This window comes from Roseibaca calidilacus, from assembly GCF_001517585.1.
Lineage (GTDB): Bacteria > Pseudomonadota > Alphaproteobacteria > Rhodobacterales > Rhodobacteraceae > Roseinatronobacter > Roseinatronobacter calidilacus.
The window spans coordinates 474,638-501,016 of the sequence record NZ_FBYC01000001.1 but is presented as its reverse complement, the minus strand read 5'-3'; the positions used below and the strand labels follow the sequence as shown (position 1 = coordinate 501,016).

Below are 26,379 nucleotides of genomic sequence, written 5' to 3'. Positions count from 1 at the left end.
AATCCGCCACGACCAACGAAGGACAGCTATGCGGGACGAAGCCACCGTTGTTAACACTGGATCAATGTCAGCTACTCGTTCATTCTAACAGGCATGTCAGCATTGACCCAAGCTAACTCTGACCGCGTTCATCGCTGGACGTACACTGCCGAAGCCAACGAAGTCTCGGTAGTTCTTCCGGATGGGTGTGTCGATCTGGTTGTCTTGTCCTGCGGTAGGACGGGACGCGGAGTTCTTCACATCACTGACTGGGACTTAGCACCAAGGTTGGTCAGGCTCGACGCAGGAACCAGCCTGACTGGATACCGTCTACGGCCTGGCACCACCCTGGACTTTGCCGAATTCGAGATCGCCGGCCGTGACTTATCGACCCTTGAGACAGAGATCGAAGACCGGACGCGGCATGACCAGGAGATTTCGGAGATGATTGACGCCCTCTGTCTGCCAGGAAACAGCGTTCATCGCCTGGCTCGGCAACAGGGCGTATCGGAAAGAACCTTGCAGCGTCGGTTCAGTGACCTGTCGCTTCCGACCCCGGCCTTCTGGCGGCAGCTGGGGCGGGCCCGGCGAGCGGTTCAGGCTCTTCAGTGTCGCGTTCCGCTTGCAGAGATCGCGGTGCATTTTGGCTACAGTGACCAAGCCCACATGACACGAGAGTTTGTGCGGTGGTTCGGCCGGACGCCTGTCCAACTCCGCCGGAACCCCGCGTCCATGACCGATCTGGCGCAACCCGGGCTTGGCAACTGGTCAGGGGAGATCGCGGGTCTGACGTAGGAAATCCTCGCATCGCTTTCCGGCGATATCGGACAGACTGGCAAGCTTGACGTGACGCCGATGCTTTCCTTCGCCTTCAAGCACCTTCTCCGGATCGTCCAGTAGGGCGCCGTTGGTGAACTCCAGGGAGACGTGATTCGTGTAGGCAAAGATCCCGCAGAACTGCGATTTGGGCTGGCCCGGTACGCTCTCGACCAGTGTGCCCCCGTATTTTGCGATAAAGGCCACCTCCGGCTCGACCGTCACGACAATGGCCTTCAACCGTGCGACGATCTCATCTGTTTCCATGGCGTCCATCATGGCCTCAACCCGGCAACTGCACTGCTGTGCAGATTTCGATCAGATAACCATTTGGGTCCGCCACATAGGACGTTGTCTGCCCCCAAGGTTCATCGCGCGTGTCCTGAATAGGCGTGGCACCCGCGTCTATGGCTCGTCGAAAAGCGGCGGCCACATCGTCAGTCTCAAAAGCGATCTCGAACGTGGGGGCGTTAGCTTCTGGCGAAGCCGGGTTCTTGTCCAGTTGGCGCATTAGCTCTCTTGAGGAAAATGCCAGTTTGGTTTCCCCAGTTATCAACTCACCATAGTCGCCAGCTTCGTGTAGGAACCCACGTTTCAGCCCAAACGCCCTCTCGTAGAAGTCGAGCGACGACGGGACATCATCCACATAAAGAATCGTATAGCGAAAGATCATTTTAGGCGCCTCCAACAATACCACGACAATGCTAATCTACGAAAAAAGGGCGGTCTTGAAGAAAGCCGACATTTGTCGGCTGCGCAGCATCAAACAAGATGGGCCCGAAGCCGTCATTCACTATTGTCCATAGAGTGGCGAATACAAACTCACGCCGCCGCCTTCAGCCGTGGCACCAGACCATGCGCCCAGCCGGAAATCGTGCCTGCGCCAAGGCAGACGACCATATCACCCGGCTTGGCATTGGCACGCACCAGCGCTTCCAAGGCTTCTTCGCTGTCCACGGCCTGCGCATTGCGGTGGCCATGGGCAGCCAGACCGGCCAACAGGTCATCCCGGCTAGCGCCCGGAATCGGGTCTTCACCGGCGGCATAAACCGGGGCAATGCCCACGACATCGGCCTCGTTGAAGCAGGTGCAGAAATCCTCGAACAGGCTGGACAGGCGGGTGTATCGGTGCGGCTGGTGAACGGCGATCACGCGGCCCGTGCCGCCAAGCGCCTGCCGCGCGGCGCGCAACACGGCCGCAATTTCCACCGGGTGGTGGCCGTAATCGTCGATGATGGTGACGCCACCCACCACACCAACACGGGTAAAGCGGCGGTTCACGCCGCCGAACTTGGCCAGTGCGGTCCGAATTTCGGTCGCGTTCATCCCCAGATGCCGCGCGGCGGCCACAGCAGAGAGCGCGTTCGACACGTTGTGATCCCCCGGCATGGGCAGCGAACATCCTTCGATGACGCGGCCTTCATCTTGAAGCGCAATGTCGAACTGCGCCACGCCCAAGTCATAGCGTAGGTTGATCGCGCGAATGTCGGCCTGCGCATTGAAGCCAAAGGTCACAACCTGCCGGTCGGTCAGCTTGGCAACCAGCGCCTGCACTTCGGGATGGTCGGTGCAACAGATGGCCAGCCCGTAAAACGGAATGCCGCTGGCGAAATCGTAGAAGCCTTTGCGCAGCGCGTCGAAGCTGCCCCAATGCTCCATATGCTCGGGGTCTATATTGGTGACGATTGCAATGGTCGCGGGCAGGCGGTTGAAACTGCCATCGGATTCGTCGGCCTCGACCACCATCCATTCACCTGCACCCGCGCGGGCATTCGACCCATAAGCATGGATAACCCCGCCGTTGATAACCGTCGGGTCCAAGCCGCCTTCGTCCAGAAGGGCTGCGACCATGGTCGTGGTCGTCGTTTTGCCATGCGTTCCCGCGACCGCGATGTTCGAGCGCAGGCGCATCAGTTCGGCCAGCATTTCGGCCCGGCGCACCACCGGCAGCCCGGCCCGGCGCGCGGCTTGCAATTCGGCATTGTCGGGCTTGATCGCGGTCGAAACCACGATCACGGCGGCGCCGTCCACATTTTCGGCGCGCTGGCCCACGAACACCTCTGCCCCCAGCGCTTGCAGCCGTTCGGTGATGGCGGTGGCTTTCAGGTCCGAGCCTTGCACACGGTAGCCATGCGTCATCAAAACCTCTGCAATGCCCGACATGCCGATACCGCCGATCCCGATGAAATGGATCGGGCCAATATCGGTGGGCAATTTGGTAGCAGGGCTCATGGGCGTTCCTTTCGGGCAAGCGCTTCGACCAAGACGGTCAGCGCTTCGGTGGCATCCGCGCGGCCCGCGCCCAGCGCGGCTTGGGCCATCCGCGCGGCAGCTTGCGGATTGGTCAGGATGGAATACAGGGTTTCGGTCAGGGCGGGCGCGGTGAACTGGCTTTCGGGAAAGACCACGGCCGCATCCACGCCGCCCAGCATACGGGCATTTGCCGCCTGATGGTTTGCCGCCGCAGCCGCATAGGGCACCAGCACCGAAGGGCGGCCAATGACAGATATATCGGCCACAGACGACGCCCCCGCGCGGCTGATGACCAACTGGCATTCGGACAAGCGGCGCGGGATATCGGGAAAGAATGGCGCGATTTCGGCCTTTACGCCACCGGCCTCATAGGCGGCGACAACGCGTTCCATATCTTCCTCGCGGGCCTGATGGGCCACGGTCAGGTTGCGTTTCAGATCATGGGGCAATGCGCTGATTGCCTCTGGCACCACATCGGACAAAATGCGCGCGCCCTGCGAACCCCCGATCACCAGCAGGTCCATCGGGTAATCGCCCGGTGCGATATAGCCTGCACCTGCGCGGTCAAGAACCGCTGCGCGCACCGGGTTGCCGGTGAATTCAGCGTCCAGCCCCTCGGCCCCTTCGGTCGGCCATGTCCCAAAGGCTAGCTTGTTGACCCGCCGCGCAAAAATCTGGTTCACCCTGCCCAGAACGCCATTTTGTTCATGGATCATGCGCGGAACGCGCAGCAACCACGCCGCAGAAAGCGCCGGGATAGAGGGGTAGCCGCCAAAGCCCACAACCGCTTTCGGGCGGTCCAGAACCATGCCAAACGCTGCGCCCAGCACGCCAAACGCCAGCTTGAACGGCACCTTTATCTTCTCGGCCAACCCGCCGCGCGCAAAGGTTGCAGCACTAACCGTGTCGATACGCACAGCATCGGGGAAGCCGCCTGCATAGCGCGCGCCGCGCGCGTCGGTCGACAGTTTGACCCGCCAGCCGCGCGCCAGCAGCGCCTCGGCCAAGGCCTGCGCCGGGAACATATGCCCCCCTGTGCCACCTGCCGCGATCAAGATCAGCGGTGCCTTGGCCATGCAAACCCCTCCTGCCCTATCCGCGCCGCGCGAGAATGTCGCCCATCTCGCCCTGCGGGCGCTGGCGCGTCAGTGCCAAAAGCATACCGATTGCAATGCCCGTCGCAAGCAAGGACGATCCACCATAGCTTATCATGGGCAAAGTCATGCCTTTCGCGGGCAACAGCCGCACCGCAACACCCATGTTTATCATGGCCTGCAAGCAGAAGATGGTCACAATACCGGTGCCCGCCAAGCGGATGAACATGTCGCGTTCGCGCATCAGGCGGAACAGCGACCGCAGCAGGATCGTGGCAAAAAGCCCGATGATGAACACCACCAGCACCAGCCCGTATTCTTCGGCGGCAACCGCGATGATGAAATCGGTATGGGCGTCGGGCAAGGACCATTTCACACGCCCTTCACCAAGCCCGGTGCCGAAAAAACCACCTTCGGAAATGGCGTTCTGCGCATAGCCCATCTGTGTGCGCGGGTCGACATCTTCAGCCAGAAACCCGTCAATCCGGCGCGCGAAATGTTCCGAGTTCTGATAGGCGACATAGCCACCGGCCAGCGCCAGTACCGCCAGACCCACCAGCAGAAGGATCGGCGCTCCGGCGACGAAATACATGACCATCCAGCCTGCGGCGACCAGCGCGGCCTGCCCGAAATCCGGCTGGATGACCAGCAGGCCAACGACCAGAAGCGTGACACCAAAGGACATGGCCCGCCCCGGCGGTCCCCCCACATCAGAGCTTGCCGCCATCAGCCATGCTGCGAAAACCGCCAGCATGGGTTTCAGAAATTCCGACGGTTGGATGGACCCGACCCCGAAACTATACCAGCGCACCGCCCCCTTGCCGAAATCGGTGCCGAAGAACGGCAGCAGGATCAGCGAAGTCAAGGTCAGCAGAAAGCCGATCGTGGCCAGTCTGCGTATCCGCTCCGGCGAAGCCATCGAAATCAACAGCATCGCGATAATCCCCAGACCGCCGAACAGAACTTGGCGCTCGACATAGTAGAACGGCTCCACCCCGTTGCGCTGCGCCAAGGGCGGTGACGCCGCCATGCCCAGCAGGATGCCCACTGCCATCAGCAGCAGAACCGATGTAAGTGTCATCTTGTCGATGGTGCGCCACCAGCGCGGCAGAATCGGATCTTCCACGCGCACTGGCGCGGTGCCATAGACCATTTCCGTCATTGGGCTGTCCTGCTCGGGTTGCCTGTTATGCCCGTTTTCCGGGTCTCGGGCAGACACTACCGCGAAACAGTTCGCCAATCCAGCCAAAAGGCATCAGATCGGCGTGAAGCCGCGCTCGGATATTGCCATGGCGCGCCCCGTGCGGGCGGATTCCTGCGCCGCAAGCCCCATTAGCACGGCCCAGATGCCATCTTCCATCGTGACCTCGACCGAAGCTTGCCCGCGCACCGCAGCAGCAAATCGCGCATGTTGGTAAAAAGTTGACCCATTATGGTCGCCAGCGGCCAGAAGCGCGGGATCTACCGGGATCTCTATGGCGCGGGGGCCTTTTGGATTGCGCGGGCTCTCGATCAATTGCGGCACCGGCGGCTCGCCCAGATGCGCGGGCCAGAACCGCCCCGGCCCGGGCACAAGGCATTCGATCTTGCCCATCGGTCCAATGGCGGAAATCTCTTCTTGATAGCGCGCACCCTCGGCAAACATACACAGTTCCAGCATGGCCCGTGCGCCGCCTTTGAAATCGACGATCACATAGGCATTGTCCCAGATGTCGGGTGTCTGCCCTGCGTAGCTCTCCTCTAGATGGTTCACATCCTGACCACCCGACGCCATGATCCGCACCGGGTCATCACGCAGGATATGGCGCATCAGGTCTAAGAAATGACAGCATTTCTCGACCAGCGTTCCGCCGGTCTGCGCGTTGAAGCGGTTCCAGTCGCCAACCTTGGGCAGGAACGGAAACCGATGTTCGCGGATGGTCAGCATCCGGATGCCACCGGTCGCCCGGTCCGCGGCCTCTATCAAGGCCGCAACGGGGGGCATGTAGCGATATTCCATCGCCACCCAGAGCGGTGCCCCCAGCGCCAGACCGCGCACGCGGTCCAGATCGGCAGCATCCGTGAAAAGCGGCTTTTCCACCAGAACCGGGCGCGGCTGGGTCCGGGCAATCTGCTCCAGTTGCGGCAAATGCATGTGGTTGGGGCTGGTGATGACCAGCGCCTCGACATCTTGGGCCGCCAGCAACGCTTCCACGCTGTCCACGAACCGCGCTTCGGGGGCAAGCCGTGCGGCCTGCGCCCGCATCCCGCCATCCGGCTCAAAAATTGCGCCAACGCGGGCACCATCCATCAGCGCGATATTGCGCAGGTGTTCCTGCCCCATCATGCCACAGCCGATCATGCCGTAACAAATAGCCTTGCTCATGTCCGTTTCCTTATTTCAGGCGCGACACATATCGCGCCACATTCGGGTCAAACCAGGTTTCCGACACTTCCGCGCGCCGGTTGTCTTGGCTCCAACTGATACGCTGAATATGCCCGGCCACCGCGCCGGGGCGCAGCCCGAAACGCGCCGGCGCGAATTTGGGCACCGTCCCGGTGCCAATCCGGTCTTCGGCGCGGGCAATCCACAGACCAAGACGGGTGCGGTAATGCAAATACAGCGATTGCGACAGCTCATCGGCCCGCAATTCGGGCGCATAGGCCGCATCCAACCAGATTTCTTCCACTGCCGCAGGTTGGCCAGAGAGCAGCCGCAAACGGCGAATGCGATGGGCCTCTGCCCCGCTGCCAAATTCCGGCAAATGCGCTGGTTTGGCACAACGCGTCACCTCTAGCACTTCGGCCGATGGCAGGCCCCCGCCTGCGACCAGTTCCAACCGGAACAGCGCGTAAATGCTGGCAACCTCAGGCTGCGCCCGGATGTAATTGCCCGATCCCTGCACACGTTCCAGCAGGCCCTTTTCAGCCAAATCCTGCAACGCCTTGCGCAACGTGCCCACGGCAACACCCAGATCGGCGGCCATCTCGCGCTCTGGCGCAAGCCGAGCGCCATCCATCAGCCGCCCGGCGGCGATGTCCCGGATCAACAACTCGCTGATCTGCTGGTAGCGCGGCAATGCCCCGCTCGGCGCGTCGTCCATGGCGCTCAGCCCACGGCCTCGCCAAGGCGCAGGCGCGGTTGCGCGGCCCCCTCGGCGCGGAACACATGGCATAGGTCGGGCTGCACCCCCAAGACAATCTCTGCACCACGGGCAAGCCCGGTTTGGCCCGACATATGGACGGTCACATCCACGCCATCCGGGCCGCGGCAATACAGGTAGCTCTCACCGCCCAACTGCTCGATATTCTCAACCGTCGCGGTGATGCCATTCTCCCCATCCGCCACCGGGCGCAGATGTTCGGGCCGCACCCCAAGATCGACCTTGTTGCCGGGGTTCAGCCCGCGCCCGTCGACATCCGCGCGCAAGGCCCGCCCAGACGGGTCGCGCAAACGCACGCCGTTGCCGTCGCCTTCAATCACCTCGCAGGCGATGAAATTCATTCGGGGCGACCCGATGAACCCTGCCACGAACTTGTTGGCGGGCCGGTTATACAGTTCGATCGGCGCGCCCTGTTGCTCGATCCGCCCGTCGCGCAACACGACGATGCGGTCGGCCATGGTCATCGCCTCAACCTGATCGTGGGTGACGTAAATCATCGTATTGCCAATGCGCCTATGCAAAGCTGCGATCTCGCCCCGCATGGTCACGCGCAATTCGGCGTCAAGGTTGGACAGGGGTTCGTCGAACAAGAACACCTTGGGCTCGCGCACCACGGCGCGCCCGATGGCCACGCGCTGCCGCTGCCCGCCGGACAGCGCCTTGGGCTTGCGGTCCAGATAAGGCTCTAGTTGCAACATCCGCGCGGCCTCGCTGACGCGGGCGTCGATCTCGGCACGGGCCATGCGAATATTCTCCAACCCAAAGGCCAGATTCGCCCGCACGCTCATATGCGGGTAAAGCGCATAGGTCTGGAACACCATGGCCAGCCCACGCTCGCTGGCGCGTTGGTCATTCACACGGTCGCCGCCGATCAGCAGGTCACCGCCGGTGATATCCTCCAGCCCCGCGATCATCCGCAACAGCGTCGATTTCCCACAACCCGAGGGGCCGACGAATACGCAGAACTCGCCATCCGTGATCTCCAGATCCACCCCATGGATCACGCGCACAGCACCATAATCCTTGACGATGCCTTTCAGCGACAGTCCCGCCATATGCCCTCCTCCCCTTCATCCTTGCCCCAAATATCCTGGGGGAGTCGCGCCCTAGCGCGACGGGGGCAAAGCCCCCCCACCAAAAGCAATGCGCCGCAGGCGCTCATTTAACGCCAGATTGGGCAATGCCCTGCGTGATGTATTTTTGCAAAAAGGCAAACACGATGGTGATGGGCAACAACGTCAGCACCGTCATGGCCAGCAGGCTAGACCAACTTGTCTGCAATTCGCCTTGAAAGCTGTTCAGCGCCAGTTGCAGCGTAAACACCTCCGACCGGGTTAGCACGATCAAGGGCCACAGGAATTCGTTCCAGCGCCACATGACAGAGAATATCACCAGCACCGCCAGCGCGGGTGCCGACAAGGGCAGCACGATCTTCCAGTAGACCTTCCACTCACTGGCATTGTCCATGCGCGCGGCGTCCAGCAGGTCATCCGGGATTGTCAGCATATATTGGCGCAGCAGGAATACGCCCGTGGGCGTGGCAATCGCGGGCCAGATCACGCCCCAGTGACTATTAACCATGCCCATCTCGCTGATGACCAGAAACAGCGGCACCAGCGTGATCGTCGGCGGTATCATCAGCGTCGCGATAATCAGCACGAAGACCGCGTTACGCCCGGTGAACTTGTATTTCGCCAGCGCAAAGGCAGCCATGGAATTGAACAGCACTGTCAGCACGGTGGCTATCACCGTAATGAAGGTGGAATTCCAGAAATACAGCATGAAATTGAAACGCTCGAACACGCCGGTGTAGTTTTCGGTCGCGATGCCGAATTCGCGCAAGGGTTCGCGGTCGCTGATGGCCACGTTCAGCCGCTCGGACGGGTTGGCGGGGTCCACCATCTGCGCGTTCAAACCGATACGGCGCACCTGCGCCAATTCCCGACCCGCGTGCTCGCCCGCCGTGACGGTGTACATTTGCAAGGGTTGGTCATAGCCATCGACCATCCGCTCTATTGGCGCGAGCGGCAGAAATTTGGGCGGGTATTCCTGAAGCGCCGCTTCGGTCTTGAAGCTGGACAGCACCAGCCACAGCACCGGCCCCAGCATCAGGAACACGCCAAGGCCCAGAAAGCCGAAGGCCATCCAATCTGTCAGGTCGAACCCGTGGCGCCCGCGCCGCCCTAATAGCCAGCCAAACATCAGTTATCCCCCGATTGTTTGCGCGTGGCGGCAAGCTGCATCATCGTCAGCACGAACAGCACGCCCGCCATCAAAAGCGATGCCGCCGCCGCCAGCCCATAAAGCCGTGGCCGGGTCGAGAAGCCGACATCGTAGATATACTGGATCAGCAGCGTCGTGGCAGAGCCCGGCCCGCCGCCGGTCAGCACATAGATTTCGTCGAATGCCTGCACCGCGCGGATGACCGACAGGACCATGACCACCAGCATCGTGGGCATCAAGAGCGGCAGCGTAATACGCAGCAACTGTCGCCAGCGCGGGGTGCCGTCCATCTCGGCGGCCTCGTATACGTCCGACGGGATGGATTGCAGACCCGCCAGCAGGATCAGCACATAGAACCCCATATTACACCAGATCGACACAAACACGACCCAGAAGAATGCCCAGTCAGCTTCCAGCAGCCAGTTGACGGTGCCAAAGCCTGTCCCCTCTAGCCCCGCGTTCAGCACACCATTGCGCTGCAAGATCCATTTCCAGATCAGCGCCACAACCACGGGCGACAGCAGCACCGGGTAGAAGAACACCGCGCGGAAGAAGCCGCGCAGCACGATGTCACGGTTCAGGATCAGCGCCGTAATCAGCGAAAACAGAACCATGAACCCGACCTGCATCAGCACGAACCAGCCGGTATTGCCGACCGCGCGCCAGAACAGGTCGCGGTGGCAGGAATTAGGGTCAAAATAGCTTTCGCAATCCAGCAGGCTGGCGAAATGTTCCGTGCCCACAAAGGGCCGGTCGCCCAGCAGAATGCGGTCGCCGCCGGTGGTGGCGAATACGAAATTCAGGATAATCGGCAAGAATGTGAACAGGCCGAAAATCAACAGATTCGGCAACAGGAAGACCCAAGCGATGCGGCTTTGTCCAAACAGCTTTTGAAGCACCAACATCGGTCGTTCAAACAGGTTGAACGCACCGTCATAGGCTTGGGTGGCAAATGATTTCAGCATCTTGCGTCCCTTCCTGTGCGAACGAGAGACCGGCCTGCCTGCACAAGCTGGCAGGCCGGTCCGTCGGGAGGACACCCTAACGTCGTTACTGGGCAATCGCCTCGGCGATATCAGCATCCAGACGGTCCAACGCCTCATCCAGCGTCAGTTCGCCCACGATCGCCTGCGTGATCCGCGCTGGCGTTGCGGTAAAGATTGCACGGTTATTGGCATATCCCTGCAACTGGTAGGCAGTGTCGGCAAAGGTCGGGATGGACCCGGCAAATATGGTCAGGGCCGCTTTCACATCGTCGCTGACATCCTGATATTCGATGCCCTCTTCTTGCAGCACGGCATTGGCCGGAATGTTGCGGGTCTGCGCCAGCACAGCGGCCTGCACGTCGTCTTGCGCGATGAATTCAATCAGCTTACCGACGGCTTCGGGGTGTTCGGTCTGCTTGAAGCCCACAATCCCGGCGCCGCCCGGCATACCGGTGCAAGCCTCTGGCCCACAAATGCCACCCGTGGCGACCCAGTCGAACGCATCGCCAATGTCGCGGCCAAAGCGCCCGATCTGCCAACTGCCAGAATAATACATCACAAGATTCGCGTTGATGAATTCTGCGGCGGCATCCTGATAGGTGCCCCCCCCGGCCCCGGCCCACACATCGCGCGCCAAGGTGCCGTCTTCATGCCATGCGACGAACTGTTCGGCAAAGGTGCGGAACCCGTCATCGACCAGAATGGGATCGCCGTTGTCATCAAAAAACGCTGCCCCGTAGGACATGGCCGGACCCGCAAAACGGTGGCCTGTGCGGTCAATGGCCATGGCGAAATCGACGCCCACGGCGTCCCGCACGGCGCGGCTAGCCTCGGCCCATTCCGCGAAGGTCGCGCCCGGCCCCGGCATCTCGACACCCGCTTGGTCGAACAGCGTCTTGTTGGCGAAGCCACCCGTAGCGGTCAGCTGGTCGACAATGTTGTAGATACCGTCCGATGCGTTGTCGCCCACGCGCGCCCACTCCAGCGACTGGCCATAGCGAGCCTCGATCGCGTCGGGATCGGATACATAGGGGCGCACGTCCAGCATGTAGCGGGCCAGACCGCCGTAATCGGTGACGCGGGCCAGATCGGGGCCTTCGCCCACTTCCAGCTGAACTGGCAGAGATTCAAGAATCGATTGGTAGGGCACTTCATCCACGACAACGGTAATGCCGGGGTTTTCGGCTTCGAACCGGTCGAATTGCCCCTCCCAAACGGTGCATTCGGTCCCGTCCTGATAGCACATGAAGCGCAGTTCCTGCGCGCCGGCGGCACCTGCCGTCAAGATTAGCCCAAGGGCCGTTGTGGTCAGTGTCGTTTTCATCATTTTCCTCCCTTTGATGAAACTCTGGCCTTGGCGTCAGGGCACCTCTTGCCCGGCCGCTGCGGTCCATAACTCGAACCAGTCCTCGCGCGAGAGCGTGACGCGCGCTGCATCTGCAATGCGCCCAATGCGTTCCAGCGAGTTCGTTCCAAGCACCGGCAAGATGCGCGCGGGATGGGCGAGCAGCCATGCCACGGCAACCGCGTCTGTGCCCACGCCCTGCACTTTCGCGTGGCGTTCCAAATGCGGGCGCAGGCGCATGGCGGCGTCCCCTTCGCCGAACAGCGCGCCCCCTGCCAAGGGCGACCACGCCATCGGTGGCACGCCCAACCGTTGCAGATGCGCCAGATCGCCATTGTTGAAAGCGTCGCGCGCCAGCAGGCTCAGTTCAACCTGATTGGTGCACAGCTTCGTGGTCATCGCGGATTGCAGCAAATCCCAATCCCATGGCCGGAAATTCGACACGCCCACGGCGCGCACCTTTCCCTCTGCCACCAAGGCATCCAAAGCGGCACCGGTTTCGTAGTGGTCCATCAACGGGTCGGGCCGGTGGATCAGCAACAGGTCAATGCGGTCCGTCGCCATACTGGACAGCGACGCGTCGACCGAGGCGCGGATATGCGCGGCGCTCGTGTCATAATGCTTGACCCGCGCCGTGGCATATTTGCCCACGGGTGCCACAATATCGCATTTCGTGACCAGTTCCACCTTGTCACGCAGGCCGGGTGCTGCGCGGAACGCGGCCCCCAAAAGCGCCTCTGCGCCATAATCGCCATAGATATCGGCTTGGTCCATGGTGGTGACCCCTTGGGCCAAGCACGCTTCTACCTTGGCTTGCACATGGGCAGGGCTGGTGTCGGAATCGTCGCCCAGCCGCCACATGCCATAGACAAGGCGCGACAGGCTCAGACCCTCGGTCAGGTCAATCCGTTCCATCACACGCGCCCCCCCACGCCCAAAGGCGTCGCCGGTGTTTCGCTTGGCACGCGGCCATATTCTTGCGGCAATGAGCAGGTGCTCAAATGCGGCATCACCAGCCGCCCGAAATGCTGGCATTCGTCCAGATGCGGGTAGCCAGAGAAAATGAAAGCCCGAATCCCCATCTTCCGATAGCGCTCCAGCTTGCTTAGCACTTGGTCGGCGCTGCCAACAAGCGCAGCCCCGCACCCCGAACGCGCGCGCCCCACACCTGTCCAGAGGTTGGGTTCGGTATAACCGAACTGGTCGGCCAATTCGCGCGCGCGGGCCTGATGCGACACGCCAAGGCTGCCGCTGTCATGCGCGCGTTCGCGGATCAGGCGGCCATATTCATCATCCAGCTTGCTGACCAGATGGTCGGCGTAGTCGCGCGCCTCTGCCTCTGTATCGCGCACGATGACATGCACACGCAGACCGTAATCCAAGGTTCGGCCATGCGCTTCGGCGCGGGCATGGACAGCGCGCATACGCTCTGCCAACTGATCCTCTGTTTCCGGCCACATCAGGTAGACGTCGCATTGCGCTGCGCACAGCTCCAGCGCGGCGGGCGAATAGCCCCCGAAATACAGAAGCGGGCCGCCGTTTTGCTGGTAAGGCTTGGCGGGCGCAGTCGGCACACCTTTGAACTGGTAGACCTCGCCCTCGTGGTTGATCTCGTCGCGCTCCCACGCCTGACGCAGAATTTGCACCACTTCATGACTGCGCTTGTAGCGATAGGCGCTGTCGGCCACCTCTCCGGGGAAGTCCGACGATATCACATTTAGCGTCAACCGCCCCTTCAGCATATGGTCCAACGTGGCCACGGTGCGCGCCAACATGATCGGCTGCATTTCGCCACATCGAATGGCGGCCAGCATGTTTATGCGGTCGGTGACCTGCGACGCGGCGGCGACAAAACTCAGCGTGTCCTGCCCCACTTGGTAGCTGGATGGGCACAGGATATTGCGAAACCCCTGCGCTTCGGCAGATTTCACGATATCACTGCAATGCGCCCAGCTAGAGCGCAGGTCGCCTTCGGGCACACCCAGAAAGCGGTAGTCATCCGAACACAGCGCCGCGAACCATGACACTTCAGCGGCGTCAAGGTCGCCCGAGGTTACCGGAACGATGGTCATGTCTTCCCTCCCTTGCGCCCTGTTTCCGGGCGTCTTGCATATAACGCTAGCAGAGCGGATTTTATAAATCAATAATGTATCAATTCGCATTGCAGTTTTTCCGCTTGCACTTCATAAGCGCCACCCATAGCTTAGAATCATTCTAATATTGGGAGAGCCAGGATGACCGAGCCAACCCTAATGATCGTTTTCATCGCCGCGCTTGTCACCGCATTGGCGACTGGGCTTGGCGCATTGCCCTTACTGGCGGTGCGGTCCATGTCCGCCCGCGCTTTGGCGATGGGCAATGCACTGGCCGCCGGACTGATGCTGGCCGCAAGCGTGACCTTGGTGATGGAAGGGTTTGACCTGTCCGGGCCGCGCAGCGTGGGCGGCATTGTGCTAGGGGTCTTGGCGATCTGGCTGGTCAAGACACTGCTGGACCGCAAAAGCAACGTCAGCTTGGGCGACATGACAAGCGCGGATGCGGCCAAGATCCTGATGATTATGGGCGTCATGACCGCGCATTCTGCCGCCGAAGGGATCGGTGTGGGCGTGGCCTTTGGCGGCGGGCGGCCCTTGGGCGATCTTATCACACTGGCCATTGCCTTGCACAACGTGCCAGAGGGGCTTGCAATTGCGCTGGTCATGGTGCCGCGCGGCGCATCTGTGGCCAAGGCGGGCTTGTGGGCGGTTGTTTCGTCTTTGCCGCAACCGCTGCTGGCAATTCCGGCCTTTTTATTCGTGAAGTCTTTTGAACCGGTGCTTCCGGTCGGGCTAGGCTTGGCGGCGGGGGCTATGTTGTGGATGATCTTTTCCGAACTGCTGCCCGAAGCGCAAGAGCACGCCGATTCCTCGCTGATCGGCGTGGTGGTGACGCTGGCCTTCGCCGCAATGATGGCCGCAACGCTGGTGCTGGGCTAAGGTCAGTTCCCCCCGAACAGCCCGCGCAGCCCTTCGCCGATTTCCTCGCCCAGACGCTGCTCAACCCCACGGCGCACGGTATCTTCCAGCGATTCGCCTTCTTCGGCGGTCACGCCCAGTTCATCCACGATCTTCGCCTCTGCTTCAGCGCGCGCGCGATCTTCAAGGCGACGCGCCTCTTCGCGGGCCAGTTCTTCCAGCCGTTCCTGCTCTTCGGCCAGCCGTTCGCGCGCCAATGCCTCCATATCCAGCCGAAGTCGCGGCGCGCTCCACGGTCCTGTCACCATTAGTGGCACACGCAGGGCATTGCCCTCGTCGTCGCGCAGGGCTGACGGCACAATCCGGTAATCCAGAGTTTGCGCGCCAAGACCGACCTGCCCTTGCCCCGTGACCTGCACGCGCGGCGAGTCGAACAGAAGATCATCATTGCTCAGCACGCCATCGGCCACGGTGAAGCTGCCCGTGATGCTGTTATAGATCGTGCGAGCGCCTTCCCCGACATAACTTAGGTCCAGATTGCGCAACATGCCTGCAAGGTCCAGACCGATGATCTCTCCCTCGGAAAAAGACAGGTCACCCTCGCCGCGCAAGCTATTCATGATCGCGTGCAGACTGTTACCAGAGCCAAGCAGATCAAAACGCCCCTGCGCCGTGCCGTTCAACCGCTCAAACCCGGCCGTGTCGCGCAGAAGTTCGACCAAGCTGATATCGCGAACTTGCAGATCGGCGCGCGCCGACAAACCGGAGCGATTGTTGACAATGACCTGCCCCGTCACAGCGCCGCCGAACAAGCGCGCTTCACGAATGTCGGTCACGGCGCGGGAATTGTCGATGGTGCTGCGCAGGCGGATCGGGCCGAATGTGCCGCTGTCGCTGCGCAACTCGTTGAGCGCAACAGAGATCTCTCCATCCACTGCGCCAAGGGCCGAAGCGTCTATCAGCGCGCGCGACCAGCCCGGTTCCACCTGTTCTTCGGCGGATGACCCAGCGCCCCCGGCCCCGCGCAGGTCCAGCACCGGCACCGCGATTTGCGCATTCACCCGCGGGCGCGGGCTGGTCATGGACACATCCGCTGCGGCTGTCAGGGCAATATCACCCAGATTGGCCGCGCCATCGCGCAGAAACACTTGCCCATCGGCGGTATGGGTGATCTGCCCGGAAAAGGACACGGGCAGCAAATTGTCCGGCAGTTCCGCCCCAGATTGCCCGATGGCGGCAACGACTGGCGCCAATGCAGGCAAGGCTGCGCTAACCTGTCCTTCAGCCGCCATGTCCGAGAGCGACACGCGCCCCTCAAAGCGCGCTTCTGCCCCAGCAATCTGGGCATCGGCGGTAATGCTCGTCAAACCGCCACCTAGCAAATCCCCCGCAGTCCCGGCTTGCAATGCCAGCGAAACTGGCTGTCCGTTCAACTGTGCCGACGCCTCCAGCGACAGGGGACCATCCATCGCCGGAAGCGACAGGGTGGCGTCCAGATCCATCACGCGAAAATCCATCCCGCCCTGCTCATCGATATAGCGTAGCCGCCCGTCATGGATTTCGGCGCGCGCCAAAGTCAGCGTCGGGGCCTCGGAAGTGCTGGCGGCTGGCGTCTCATCCGCCTCGGGCGCGCGGAAGTCCCATGTTGCGCGCCCATCCGCCGCGCGCCGGAATTCCACCACCGGGGATTGCAGCACCACGCGCTCTACCGCCACTGTCCCGGATATAAGGCGCATCAGGTTCACCCCGATATCCATCTCATCGGCGCGCAGCATCTCGCCACCACCGGCCCAGTCCGGGTTGCCGATGGCGATATCTTGCGCGGTCGCCCCGAGCACCGGATACAGGCTTAGCCCGATCTCGCCGCCGATGGTCAGGCTGCGCCCGGTCGCGGCTTCGAATTGTTGCGCAGCCAGCGTGGCAAGCCGTTCTGTTGGAATGAAAAATACCGCTGCCGCCAATAGGGCAACCAGACCCAACACAACCGCGAACAGGGCTTTGACAAGACGCATGACACACTCCACCAGCTTTAATTTACGCCAAGCCTAACGGGCATGGCACCGCTTGTCTTTCACAATTTCGACGGTCAAACTGATCCCAACACAAAAGGGGGGAATACATGTCAACACGACACGTGGCGCTGGTCACTGGGGCTGCGCGGGGTATCGGGCTGGCCACGGCGCAGGGGTTTGCAGCGCAAGGCTGGCGGGTGGTGCTGCTGGACCGCGACGCCGATGAATTGGCGCGCGTTGTCAGCGATCTGCCGGATGCCACGGCACTGGTTTGCGACATTTCCGACCCAGATGCCGTGGCTGCCAGCTTTGCCACGCTGGACCGGTTGGACTGCCTTGTGAACAATGCTGGCGTTGCGCAATTCGGCCCCATAGAGGCGTGCGATTTCGCCCTGTGGCGCACCATCATGGCCACCAATCTGGACGGCACCTTCCTGTGTTCGCAGGCGGCCTTGCCGTTCCTGAAGGACAGCCGGGGCAGCATCGTGAATGTCGCCTCCATCTCGGGCCTGCGCGCCTCGACCCTGCGGGTGGCTTATGGCACGTCCAAAGCCGCTGTTATTCAGCTTACCAAGCAGCAAGCGGCAGAACTGGGCGAATATGGTATCCGCGCGAATTGCGTCTGCCCCGGACCGGTGCGCACCAAGCTGGCGATGGCAGTCCACAGCCAAGAGATTATCAACGCTTATCATGATGCGATCCCGCTCAACCGCTACGGGTCAGAAGCCGAAATCGCGGCCGCGATCATCTTCCTTGCCTCGGATAGCGCCAGCTACATTACCGGGCAGGTTCTGGCCGCAGATGGCGGTTTTGACAGCACGGGCGTGGGCTTGCCCGCGCTACGCAAGGGCGCGCCATAACCCCTGCCCGCCGTGGCGCAGCGCGCGCCGATAGGGACTGTCGCACGGGCGCAAAGCGGATTATCTAGCGGCACATGACGCTGCGCTCTGAATTTTGGCATAATGTGCCCCTGTCCGACATGACCGCCCCCGAATGGGAGGCGCTCTGCGATGGGTGCGGGCGTTGTTGCCTGAACAAGCTGGAAGATATCGACACGGAAGAGCTGATCTTTACCCGTGTCGCCTGCCGCCTGTTCGATGACAGCACCTGCCGCTGCGCAAGCTATGCCAACCGCAAGTCACTGGTGCCGGAATGCGTGGTTCTGACGCCAGAAAACCTGCCAGAGATTGCCTATTGGATGCCCGAGACCTGCGCCTACCGGTTGCTGCATGAAGGGCATAAATTGCCGCTCTGGCATCCGCTTGTGTCCGGCGATCCGAACACGGTGCGGCAAGCGGGCGTGTCGATGCAAGATCAGACCGTTTCGGAAAGCGTGGTGCCGCTGGACGATTGGGAAGACTACCTTCTGGACGACTGAAAGCGCATCACCAGCCACAGGTTCGACACCAGCAGCACCGCGATCACGACCGCCCCCCCCCAGATGGCCCATGGGCCAGGGTTTTCGCCCAGCAGCGCCCAGACCAGCAGGGGTGCCAGCACCGATTCCAGCAACAACAACAGCGACACTTCGGCAGAGGTGATGTAGCGCGGCCCCATTGTCATCAGTGACGACGCGCAGGCAATGAACGCGCCATGCCCCAGCAGCAGCAGCCATTGCGCGGATAGCGGCCCCATGACATCGGCAAAGGGCAGCAGCACCAAGGCTGCGCCGATCAGTGACACCGGCACCGCCGCCAGCATAGAGCGCCCCCGCAGCACCCGCAGCGCGGTCATTGCAGCAGCGAAACAGGCCGCGACGCCCAAAGCGACAAGATCGCCCTGCCAACTTGCGCCTGCCGTTTCATGCGACCCGCGCAGGATAATGCCCAGACCGACGAAAACGCCCGCCATGGTCAGGACCATGCGCATGGAAATCGGCTCTCCCAAGAACACCCGGCTGAACACGGTTGCAAAGACCGGCGTTGCCGCAAGGATAAAAACCACATTGGCCACGCTGGTCAGCGACACCGCCAGCACAAACCCACTGGCGGCCATACCGAAGAACACCAGATAGGCGGCCCCTGCGCGCCCCGTTTGCGCCAGCGACGTGACCGCGCGCGGCCCTTGGGTGGCCAGCACGAACGCCAAGATCAACCCGCCTGCAATCAGGTTGCGCCAAAAGGCGGTTGTTATGGCCGGAGCGTCGATCAGGCGCACGAATAGCGAATCGGGCACAATGAACAGCACACCCAAGGTGGTCAGGGCCAGACCTTTAACATGTTCACTCATCAGCCTGTTGTCCGGCGTGTCATGGGCTTAGTCAAGCGGCAGATGCGGTGCGCGCCATGCCGGATGCGACATGCGCTTAGGCGGGTCGGCATGATAGATGGCGCGCGCAATGGCGCGGGTCAGGCATGTGGCGGCGGCATGGCCCAAGGCCACCATATCCAGCGCCTCAGCCGCAGGCCCCGCACCGGTAGAGAGCGCAAAAACAATGTCGCCATCAAATTGCGTGTGCGAGGGCACGATGGCGCGGGCCATCCCATCATGCGCGGCAATCGCCAGCCGCGTCAGTTGCGCCTGCGTCAGCGTGGCATCGGTCGCGACCACAGCCAGCGTCGTCGCTTCGCGCGCCAGTTTGGTTATGGGGGGCGTGCCATAGTCCCCTTGCGGCGCGGGACCAAGCCCGCCGAATTCGTCTTGCCATTCGAACGGCGCGGCCCAGAAATGCCGCCCCTGCCCCACCGTCACGCTGCCGACCGGGTTCGCCGCCACCAGCGATCCCACGGTTGTGCCAGTTTCCAACACCCAAGACGCCGATCCAAGGCCACCGGCGAAATTGGCCGTTGTGGCCCCGATCCCGGCACCATGGCTGCCCAAAGCGAACTCAGTTGCAGCCGCATGAAGCGCGGCGCGCCCAAGCGCCGGGTAAGGGTTTGCCCCCCAGTCCTTCGCGCCCCCATTGGCCAAATCAAACAGGATTGCCGCCGGCACAATAGGCACGCGCTGCCCTGCAACCTGAAAGCCGCGCCCCTGCGCGCGCAGACCGTCCATCACGCCCGAAGCCGCGTCCAACCCAAAGGCAGACCCACCGGCCAGCACAATGGCGTCCACCTGTTGCACAAGGCGCTCGGGCGCTAGCAACGCGGTCTCTCGGGTGCCGGGCGCGCCTCCCATAATGTGCACCCCCGCAGTGAAAGACGCATCCCCCGTCACAACTGTAACCCCGCTGACCAACACCGCATCTTGCGCATTTCCAACGCGCAAACCGCCCACATCGGTCAGTAGGTTACGGGGGCCGGGCCGGTTAAAACGTGTCATGGGGGTGGAAGGTGCCATCTTCGTTTAGCCAATAATCCAACAAATCTTGCGCCGTTGCGGATTGCCGATCCAAAAGCGACAGGTAAAGCACATCGACACCAATAATCGCGGCCTGTTTCCACAATTCCTGCGACCGCGCGCCGCTTGGACCTGACGTGCCGAACATGCTTTGCGTGGCATCTGCGGCAGAGGCAAGAACAAGGCCAAGCTGCAACGCTGGAACAGTCGGCGCCAGGCGCGCAAGCTCTATGGGCAACGACGCCAAGGGAAACGACACATCTGCAACGGCGTTACACGCATAGACGGTCATCTGCTCTATCTGGGGTTCCGCTGACTGCGCGCTGGCGAATTGGGACGCCAAGCTTGGGCGTGCAAACCGTTCCGTGGATGTCCTGCCGTTCATTCAGTCTGCCCCAAACCAATACAGCACGCCATCACGGCCGATGCTGCCTTTTGCGGGGTAAAGGTTAGGCGGTTTTACCTAGATTTGCCAAGTTTCAACCTTTGCAAAACGGGTTTTGGATAGATTTCGCGTCAAACCGATTTGTGGACGCTGCGGAAAGAAGTGAGATAGACATCGCTTTGCCTTTGCGGCATCACACCAACGACATTCGTAACACCAGCAAGGAGCCCAGACCCGACGATGGCGGATCATTCGGACCCCAATGCCCAGTGGAAGACCCTGTCCGGTCTGGGAACAGCGGCTATCACAGCTTTGCTTTTCGTGTTTTTCTTGCAATTTTTGCCCAGTGTTGCCGGTGGCGAGCCTGTGCAGGTGGTCTGGAACTGGGTGCCATCGCTTGATGTGCGGCTATCGTTCTGGATTGACGGCCTGAGCCTGTTGTTTGCGCTGCTGATCACCGGCATTGGCGCGATGGTCATGCTATATGCCGCGAAATATCTGGCCGGGCACCCGCAATATGACAGATTCGCCATTTATTTGTTTAGCTTCATGCTGTCCATGTTGGGGCTGGTGCTGGCCGACAACCTGATCGCCTTGTTCGTGTTCTGGGAATTGACGACCTTCACGTCCTATTTGCTGATCGGCTTTGTCCATACCGATCCGAAATCGCGCCGCAACGCCTTGCAGGCCTTGTTGTTGACCGCCACAGGCGGGCTGGCCATGCTGGCGGGTTTCATCCTGATCGGTATCACGCAAGGCACGTTCGAGCTGTCGCAGTTGAATGCCGCAGGCAGTATTGCCGAGCAACCCTTCTACCTGCTGATCCTGATCCTTGTGCTTTGCGGTGCGTTTACCAAATCGGCGCAAGTGCCGTTCCATTTCTGGCTGCCAAACGCCATGGCCGCGCCAACGCCGGTTTCCGCCTATCTGCATTCGGCAACGATGGTGAAAGCCGGGGTTTATCTGCTTGCACGGATGCATCCGTCGCTTTCGGGCAGCGATGTCTGGATTTGGACCTTGTCCATATTCGGGGCCGTCACAGCGGTGTTCGCATCTTTCATGGCGCTGCGCCAAACCGACCTAAAGCAAACGCTTGCCTATACGACCTTGATGGCCTTGGGCACATTGGTCATGTTCCTTGCCGGGTCCAGCGGTTACGCGATCACGGCGGCGATGACCTTCTTGTTGGTGCATTCGCTATATAAAGCTGGATTGTTCCTGATTATCGGGATCGTCGATCACGCAACACATACACGCGACGCGACTGTCTTGGGCGGGCTGGCCCGCGCCATGCCGATTACCGCCGCCGCAGCCATTGTCGCTGGTCTGGCAATGGCGGGTGTGCCACCCGTTTTGGGCTTCATTGCCAAGGAAGTCGCCTATGCAGGCGCTTTGGAAATGCAACTGTCGGTTTTTGTGCTGCCCATGGCGCTGGCCGCCTTCGCGCTGATGTTCGCGGTGGCCGGGATCGTTGCCTACAAGCCCTTTTTCGGTCCGCAGGGCAAACTGCCCCATGCCCCGCATGAGGGGCCATGGCCAATGCTGTTCGGCCCAGTGGTGCTGGGCACGCTGGGTCTGGCCTTTGGCCTTCTGCCCGGATTGAGCGCCTATTACCTGATAGAACCTGCGGTGAACGCGGTCATGGGGGCGCCCGACAAGGGCGGCCGGATCAAGCTGTGGGCCGGGTTCAACCTGCCACTGGTTCTAAGCCTTGTGACCTTCGCGCTGGGCTTTGTGCTGTATCTGGGCCATCAAAAGCTGCGACGGGCGCTTATCTGGCTAGAAGAACGTGGCCCTAATCTGGATGCCGGGTGGGACACGCTTCTGGACCGCTTCGTAAGCTTCACAAAAGCACAAACGGCGGTGATCCAGACAGGCGTTTTGCGCCAATATATGTTCGCCACATTTGCCGTTCTTGCGGCAACTGTTCTGGTCACGCTGGCGCTGCGCGGTGCAGGTGGCATAGAGTTGCAGCTGACAAACCTTAGCTTCATGGAATGGGGTGTGGCGCTGCTGATCGTCGCTGGCACAGTGGTGACGGCGCTGACATCATCGCGGATTGTCGCCCTTGTTGCGCTTGGGGTGGTTGGCGTGGGCGTCGCGCTGATTTTCATCATGTTCTCGGCACCGGATGTGGCCATAACGCAATTGCTGGTGGAATTGCTGGTGGTGCTTTTGATGGCCTTCGCCTTCCTGAAAATGCCAAATCTGGACCCGGACGGGCACCAGAAACACAGCTTTGCGAATGCTGCCTTGGCTGGCGCGGTCGGCCTGGGAACAACGCTGACCTTGCTGTTGGTCCTTGACCAACCCTTCGACCGACGCCTGACAGAATTTTTCGAAGCGGCCAGCTGGACTGAAGCCTTCGGGCGCAACATCGTGAACGTGATCTTGGTAGATTTCCGGGCAATCGACACATTTGGCGAAATCGCTGTGGTCATGATTGCCGCAATCGGCGCGGCGGCGTTGCTGAAAGGGATCGCGCGCAGCGGCAAAGCAGATGAGGCCAAGAAATGAAATCGGTCATTTTTGAAACTGCAGCCCGTTTGCTGGTTGCCCTGATCTTCGTCTTCTCGCTGTTCATGTTGCTGCGCGGGCATAACTTGCCCGGTGGCGGCTTTATCGGCGGGCTTTTGGGGGCGGTGTCCTTCATCGTCTATTCCTTGGCGAAAGGACCAGCCGAGGCCCGCAAAGCCCTTCATGTCGCCCCGGAAACCCTGTCTGGCGTCGGCCTTGGCATTGCGCTTCTGGCCGGGTTGCTTTCGTTCTTCATGGGCGACCCGCTGTTCACCGGCCAGTGGTTCTGGATTGGCGGGGACAGCTACGACACGGCTGTCTTTGCCCCGAACAGCATCTTGGTGTTTGACATCGGCGTGTACCTTGTGGTGCTGGGCGGAATCCTGACCCTCGCCTTTGCTTTCGACGAGGAGACCTGAACCATGGAAAGCCTGACTGCCATCTTGATTGGCGTGCTGACGGCTGCGGCTGTCTATATGATGCTGGCCAGAAACATCATGCGCTTCATGTTCGGTCTGATCCTGCTGTCGAATGCGGTGAATTTGACCATCTTCACGGCGGGCCGTATGACCAAAGGTGTTCCAGCCCTTGTGCCTTATGGTGAGGACGCGCCGCTGACCGAAATCGGAAATGCCCTGCCACAAGCGCTGGTGCTGACCGCCATCGTGATTGGCTTTGGATTGCTGGCGTTCCTGTTGGCGCTGGTGTTCGAAACGTATCGCCGCTTGAACGTTGTCGATACCGACGCGATGCGCCATGCAGAACCCAAGGAGGATACCGCGAAATGAGTTGGGTTCTGGTGATGCCGCTCGTGATCCCGTTTGCGACGGCGGTGGTCGCGTTTGTGCTGCGCAATTCTCCTGTCAACCGGTGGGTGTCGCTTGTCGGCTCGGTGCTGTCGCTGGTCGCCGCCGCGGTCCTGATGGTTGCGGTTCTGAACGAAGGGGTGATCGCCGGGCAGATGTCCAACTGGGACGCCCCGTTCGGCATTACGCTGGTGGCCGATTACCTGAGTGCGGTGATGGTCGTCATCACCGCAATTACCGGCTTGGCAACCACCGTCTACGCACTTGGCGAAATCCCCGAGGAAACCGAAAGACTTGGCTTTTATGCCCTGTTCCAGACCCTGCTTGCCGGGGTCACTGGGGCCTTTCTGACAGGCGACCTGTTTAACCTGTATGTCTGGTTCGAGGTGATGCTGATCGCATCCTTCTCGCTGCTGGTCATGGGGGGCGGCAAGGAACGGCTGGATGCGGGCATTAAATACGTCGCGCTCAACCTGGTCTCTACCTTGGTGTTCCTGTCCGGGATCGGCATGTTGTATGGTGTCACCGGCACGCTGAACATGGCCGACCTGCGCGGCGCTGTTGCCGCCGCCGAAGACCAAGGTTTGATTACCGTAATCGCGATGATGTTCATGGTGGGTTTTGGTGTAAAGGCTGCGGTCTTTCCGTTGTTCTTCTGGTTGCCCGCCAGCTACCACACGCCTTATTTCGCGGTTTCTGCGGTATTCGCCGGGTTGCTGACCAAAGTGGGCGTCTACGCATTGATGCGAATGTTCAGCCTCGTCTTTGTAGGGGATATCGGCTTTACCCATGAAATTTTGCTCTGGGTGTCCTTGCTGACCATGTTCACCGGCGTGATCGGTGCCGCCGCACAAACCGATTTCCGCAAAATCCTGTCCTTCCACATCATCAGCCAGATCGGTTACATGACCTTAGGCTTGGCCCTGTTCACACCCTTGGCCCTTGTGGGCGGCGTGTTCTATCTGGTGCACCACATCATCGTGAAGGCAAACCTGTTCTTTGTCGCGGGTCTTGCGCGCCAATATGCAGGCAGCACAGATCTGAACCGGATTGGCGGGCTCTATAAATCTGCACCATTATTGGCGGCTCTGTTCATCATTCCCGCCTTTTCACTGGCTGGCTTCCCGCCCCTTTCGGGTTTCTGGGCGAAATACCTGATCGTGAAGGCGGCCTTGGAACTGAATTTCTGGTTCGTGACCTTCGTGTCTTTGTTCGTCGGCTTGCTGACCATCTATTCCATGACCAAGATCTGGGGCATGGCATTCTGGAAACCGCACCCCGACGGCATAGACCCTACTCCTGATCGCGCGCCGCCGCAGGTAACACGGGCGATGATCCTGCCGATTGCCGGACTAGCCGCGATGACCATCGTGATCGGGTTCTACCCGGAACCCTTCGTGCAATTTGCTGAAACCGCTGCAAACCAGCTTCTGGACCCAACCGACTACGTTACGACTGTTCTGGGGGTGCAACCATGAACGGCTTCTTGTTCAATCTTCTGCTGGCCTTTGCTTGGGCCGCAATGACAGGGGATTACAGCCTCGGCTCTATTGCAACTGGCGCTGTCCTTGGGTTTGTCGCGCTTTGGTTGTCACAACCGCTGACGGGCATTGACCGGCTGTATTTCAAACGGCTGTATCGCATCACCTATCTGGCGCTGTTTTTCCTGTGGGAACTGATCTTGTCGTCGATCAAAGTGGCGTGGGATGTCATTCGTCCGGTTCCGCGCAACAATCCCGCGCTGATCGACATTCCGCTCACAGTCAAGAACGACTTCGAGATCTTGCTGCTGACCAATCTCATCTCGCTCACACCAGGAACGCTCAGCGTTGATGTGTCCGAAGACCGTGAGACACTGATCGTTCACGCCATGTTCGCGGATGACCCGGACGCGCTGCGCAAGGATATCAAGGACGGGTTCGAGCGCCTGATCATGGGAGTGTTTGAGACATGACATCTGCCGTATTTCTGTCGGTGGCAATTCAGGCCTCTTTGTTGCTGATCCTGCTGGGGTTGGCCGTCGCACTGATCCGTCTGGTCAAGGGACCATCCTTGGCGGACCGCGTGGTTGCCCTCGATATGATGACCGTAACGATCATCTCGTTCTGCGGGGTCTATGCCGTGTTCATGGATGAACCCTCATTCCTTGACGTGGCCATCGTGCTGGCATTGGTCGGCTTTCTGGCCACTGTCGCACTGGCGCGCTACGCCGAAAAGCGCCTGCAAGACGAAGACGCGGACCGCGCCGCCCTTGAAAAGGAGCAATCAGATGGCTGATATCGTGATCGGTGTATTGCTTTTGGCTGGCTCTGCTTTCGTGCTGATTGCCGCTATCGGCATTGTGCGTCTGCCCGATTTGCTGACACGGATGCATGCCTCAACCAAAGCCGGGACATTGGGGGCGTTGCTTGTGCTGGCGGGTCTAGCCCTGCATCAGGCAAACGGCGATGTGATCAGCAAGGTTGTCGCGGCAACGCTGTTCCTGCTGCTGACCGCCCCGATTTCGGCGCATATGATCGGACGCGCCCATGCGAAGCGCACGAAATCGCTTCAGGGTAACCCGGACAGTTCCGACTGAATGACGGCG

Annotated in this window: 28 protein-coding genes; 11 read left to right on the top strand and 17 right to left on the bottom strand. The window is 60.9% G+C overall.

All coding sequences use genetic code 11. The features are described 5' to 3' along the window. Positions 1-93 precede the first annotated feature (93 nt). Positions 94-774, top strand: coding sequence for a helix-turn-helix domain-containing protein (locus tag AWT76_RS17245; RefSeq protein WP_072244620.1), 681 nt, complete (start codon positions 94-96; stop codon positions 772-774). Here AWT76_RS17245 and AWT76_RS02405 read toward each other — a convergent pair. The 13 genes from AWT76_RS02405 to AWT76_RS02345 all read right to left on the bottom strand — a co-directional run bounded on the left by AWT76_RS02405 (position 748) and on the right by AWT76_RS02345 (position 13,911). After that, a complete protein-coding gene (locus AWT76_RS02405) occupies positions 748-1,074 on the bottom strand; it encodes a DUF1801 domain-containing protein (protein WP_082700061.1) in 327 nt (108 codons plus the stop codon). The two genes, AWT76_RS17245 and AWT76_RS02405, sit on opposite strands and share 27 nt — an antisense overlap. Positions 1,075-1,078: 4 nt before the next feature. Then, positions 1,079-1,468, bottom strand: a complete 390-nt coding sequence (locus AWT76_RS02400; RefSeq protein WP_072244618.1) for a VOC family protein — start codon at positions 1,466-1,468, stop codon at positions 1,079-1,081. A 149-nt stretch (positions 1,469-1,617) separates the two neighbouring features. Then, positions 1,618-3,027, bottom strand: coding sequence for a UDP-N-acetylmuramate--L-alanine ligase (gene murC, locus AWT76_RS02395; protein WP_072244616.1), 1,410 nt, complete (start codon positions 3,025-3,027; stop codon positions 1,618-1,620). Further along, complete coding sequence (locus AWT76_RS02390) at positions 3,024-4,124, bottom strand: UDP-N-acetylglucosamine--N-acetylmuramyl-(pentapeptide) pyrophosphoryl-undecaprenol N-acetylglucosamine transferase (protein WP_072244614.1); 1,101 nt, start codon at positions 4,122-4,124, stop codon at positions 3,024-3,026. Before AWT76_RS02390 ends, murC begins: the two co-directional genes overlap by 4 nt. Positions 4,125-4,140: 16 nt before the next feature. Continuing rightward, a complete protein-coding gene (locus AWT76_RS02385) occupies positions 4,141-5,304 on the bottom strand; it encodes a peptidoglycan glycosyltransferase FtsW (RefSeq protein ID WP_072244612.1) in 1,164 nt (387 codons plus the stop codon). 93 nt (positions 5,305-5,397) lie between these two features. Then, entirely contained in the window at positions 5,398-6,507 is a 1,110-nt protein-coding gene (locus AWT76_RS02380) for a Gfo/Idh/MocA family protein (RefSeq protein ID WP_072244610.1), read from the bottom strand. Between the two features lie 10 nt (positions 6,508-6,517). After that, positions 6,518-7,225 carry a GntR family transcriptional regulator gene (locus AWT76_RS02375; RefSeq protein WP_072244608.1) on the bottom strand — a complete coding sequence of 236 codons (708 nt, stop codon included), beginning with the start codon at positions 7,223-7,225 and terminating at the stop codon, positions 6,518-6,520. 5 nt (positions 7,226-7,230) lie between these two features. Beyond that, positions 7,231-8,340 carry an ABC transporter ATP-binding protein gene (locus AWT76_RS02370; RefSeq protein ID WP_072244606.1) on the bottom strand — a complete coding sequence of 370 codons (1,110 nt, stop codon included), beginning with the start codon at positions 8,338-8,340 and terminating at the stop codon, positions 7,231-7,233. Positions 8,341-8,443: 103 nt separating this feature from the next. Next, complete coding sequence (locus tag AWT76_RS02365; protein WP_072244604.1) at positions 8,444-9,487, bottom strand: carbohydrate ABC transporter permease; 1,044 nt, start codon at positions 9,485-9,487, stop codon at positions 8,444-8,446. Beyond that, a complete protein-coding gene (locus AWT76_RS02360) occupies positions 9,487-10,473 on the bottom strand; it encodes a carbohydrate ABC transporter permease (protein ID WP_082700060.1) in 987 nt (328 codons plus the stop codon). Before AWT76_RS02360 ends, AWT76_RS02365 begins: the two co-directional genes overlap by 1 nt. An 85-nt stretch (positions 10,474-10,558) precedes the next feature. Further along, positions 10,559-11,818 carry an ABC transporter substrate-binding protein gene (locus AWT76_RS02355; RefSeq protein ID WP_072244751.1) on the bottom strand — a complete coding sequence of 420 codons (1,260 nt, stop codon included), beginning with the start codon at positions 11,816-11,818 and terminating at the stop codon, positions 10,559-10,561. Positions 11,819-11,854: 36 nt separating this feature from the next. Beyond that, entirely contained in the window at positions 11,855-12,754 is a 900-nt protein-coding gene (locus AWT76_RS02350) for an aldo/keto reductase (protein ID WP_072244750.1), read from the bottom strand. Beyond that, positions 12,754-13,911 carry an LLM class flavin-dependent oxidoreductase gene (locus AWT76_RS02345; protein ID WP_072244602.1) on the bottom strand — a complete coding sequence of 386 codons (1,158 nt, stop codon included), beginning with the start codon at positions 13,909-13,911 and terminating at the stop codon, positions 12,754-12,756. The genes AWT76_RS02350 and AWT76_RS02345 overlap by 1 nt, the downstream gene beginning before the upstream one ends. Positions 13,912-14,073: 162 nt before the next feature. Here AWT76_RS02345 and AWT76_RS02340 point away from each other — a divergent pair, with 162 nt between their 5' ends. Further along, positions 14,074-14,814, top strand: a complete 741-nt coding sequence (locus AWT76_RS02340; protein ID WP_072244601.1) for a ZIP family metal transporter — start codon at positions 14,074-14,076, stop codon at positions 14,812-14,814. Between the two features lie 2 nt (positions 14,815-14,816). Here AWT76_RS02340 and AWT76_RS02335 read toward each other — a convergent pair whose 3' ends face one another. After that, positions 14,817-16,805, bottom strand: coding sequence for an AsmA family protein (locus AWT76_RS02335; protein WP_072244598.1), 1,989 nt, complete (start codon positions 16,803-16,805; stop codon positions 14,817-14,819). 107 nt (positions 16,806-16,912) lie between these two features. On the opposite strand from AWT76_RS02335, the gene AWT76_RS02330 reads away from it, so the two are divergent. Next, positions 16,913-17,665, top strand: coding sequence for an SDR family NAD(P)-dependent oxidoreductase (locus AWT76_RS02330; protein WP_072244597.1), 753 nt, complete (start codon positions 16,913-16,915; stop codon positions 17,663-17,665). A gap of 74 nt (positions 17,666-17,739) precedes the next feature. Further along, positions 17,740-18,183: a YcgN family cysteine cluster protein gene (locus AWT76_RS02325; protein ID WP_072244595.1), complete on the top strand. Its 444-nt coding sequence runs from the start codon at positions 17,740-17,742 to the stop codon at positions 18,181-18,183. Here AWT76_RS02325 and AWT76_RS02320 read toward each other — a convergent pair. From AWT76_RS02320 to AWT76_RS02310, 3 genes are read right to left on the bottom strand one after another with little or no spacing between them, the layout of a single operon-like run. Continuing rightward, positions 18,165-19,034 (bottom strand): DMT family transporter, encoded by an 870-nt coding sequence (locus tag AWT76_RS02320; protein ID WP_072244592.1) that lies wholly within the window; start codon positions 19,032-19,034, stop codon positions 18,165-18,167. The genes AWT76_RS02325 and AWT76_RS02320 overlap by 19 nt on opposite strands. A 27-nt stretch (positions 19,035-19,061) precedes the next feature. Next, on the bottom strand, positions 19,062-20,066 hold the full coding sequence (locus AWT76_RS02315) for a P1 family peptidase (protein ID WP_072244590.1): 1,005 nt from the start codon (positions 20,064-20,066) through the stop codon (positions 19,062-19,064). Further along, on the bottom strand, positions 20,053-20,469 hold the full coding sequence (locus AWT76_RS02310; protein ID WP_072244588.1) for a hypothetical protein: 417 nt from the start codon (positions 20,467-20,469) through the stop codon (positions 20,053-20,055). Before AWT76_RS02310 ends, AWT76_RS02315 begins: the two co-directional genes overlap by 14 nt. Before the next feature lie 240 nt (positions 20,470-20,709). Between AWT76_RS02310 and AWT76_RS02305 the strand changes: the two genes are divergently transcribed. From AWT76_RS02305 to mnhG, 7 genes are read left to right on the top strand one after another with little or no spacing between them, the layout of a single operon-like run. Continuing rightward, on the top strand, positions 20,710-22,986 hold the full coding sequence (locus AWT76_RS02305) for a putative monovalent cation/H+ antiporter subunit A (RefSeq protein WP_082700058.1): 2,277 nt from the start codon (positions 20,710-20,712) through the stop codon (positions 22,984-22,986). Beyond that, a complete protein-coding gene (locus AWT76_RS02300) occupies positions 22,983-23,405 on the top strand; it encodes an MnhB domain-containing protein (RefSeq protein ID WP_072244586.1) in 423 nt (140 codons plus the stop codon). The genes AWT76_RS02305 and AWT76_RS02300 overlap by 4 nt, the downstream gene beginning before the upstream one ends. 3 nt (positions 23,406-23,408) lie before the next feature. Next, entirely contained in the window at positions 23,409-23,774 is a 366-nt protein-coding gene (locus tag AWT76_RS02295) for a Na+/H+ antiporter subunit C (protein ID WP_072244581.1), read from the top strand. Beyond that, the gene (locus AWT76_RS02290; RefSeq protein ID WP_072244579.1) at positions 23,771-25,270 is read left to right on the top strand and encodes a Na+/H+ antiporter subunit D; all 1,500 of its coding nucleotides are present in this window, start codon (positions 23,771-23,773) and stop codon (positions 25,268-25,270) included. The genes AWT76_RS02295 and AWT76_RS02290 overlap by 4 nt, the downstream gene beginning before the upstream one ends. After that, entirely contained in the window at positions 25,267-25,746 is a 480-nt protein-coding gene (locus tag AWT76_RS02285) for a Na+/H+ antiporter subunit E (RefSeq protein WP_072244577.1), read from the top strand. The genes AWT76_RS02290 and AWT76_RS02285 overlap by 4 nt, the downstream gene beginning before the upstream one ends. Next, positions 25,743-26,069 (top strand): MrpF/PhaF family protein, encoded by a 327-nt coding sequence (locus AWT76_RS02280; protein WP_072244575.1) that lies wholly within the window; start codon positions 25,743-25,745, stop codon positions 26,067-26,069. Before AWT76_RS02285 ends, AWT76_RS02280 begins: the two co-directional genes overlap by 4 nt. Continuing rightward, entirely contained in the window at positions 26,062-26,370 is a 309-nt protein-coding gene (gene mnhG / locus AWT76_RS02275; protein ID WP_072244573.1) for a monovalent cation/H(+) antiporter subunit G, read from the top strand. Before AWT76_RS02280 ends, mnhG begins: the two co-directional genes overlap by 8 nt. Positions 26,371-26,379: the final 9 nt, after the last annotated feature.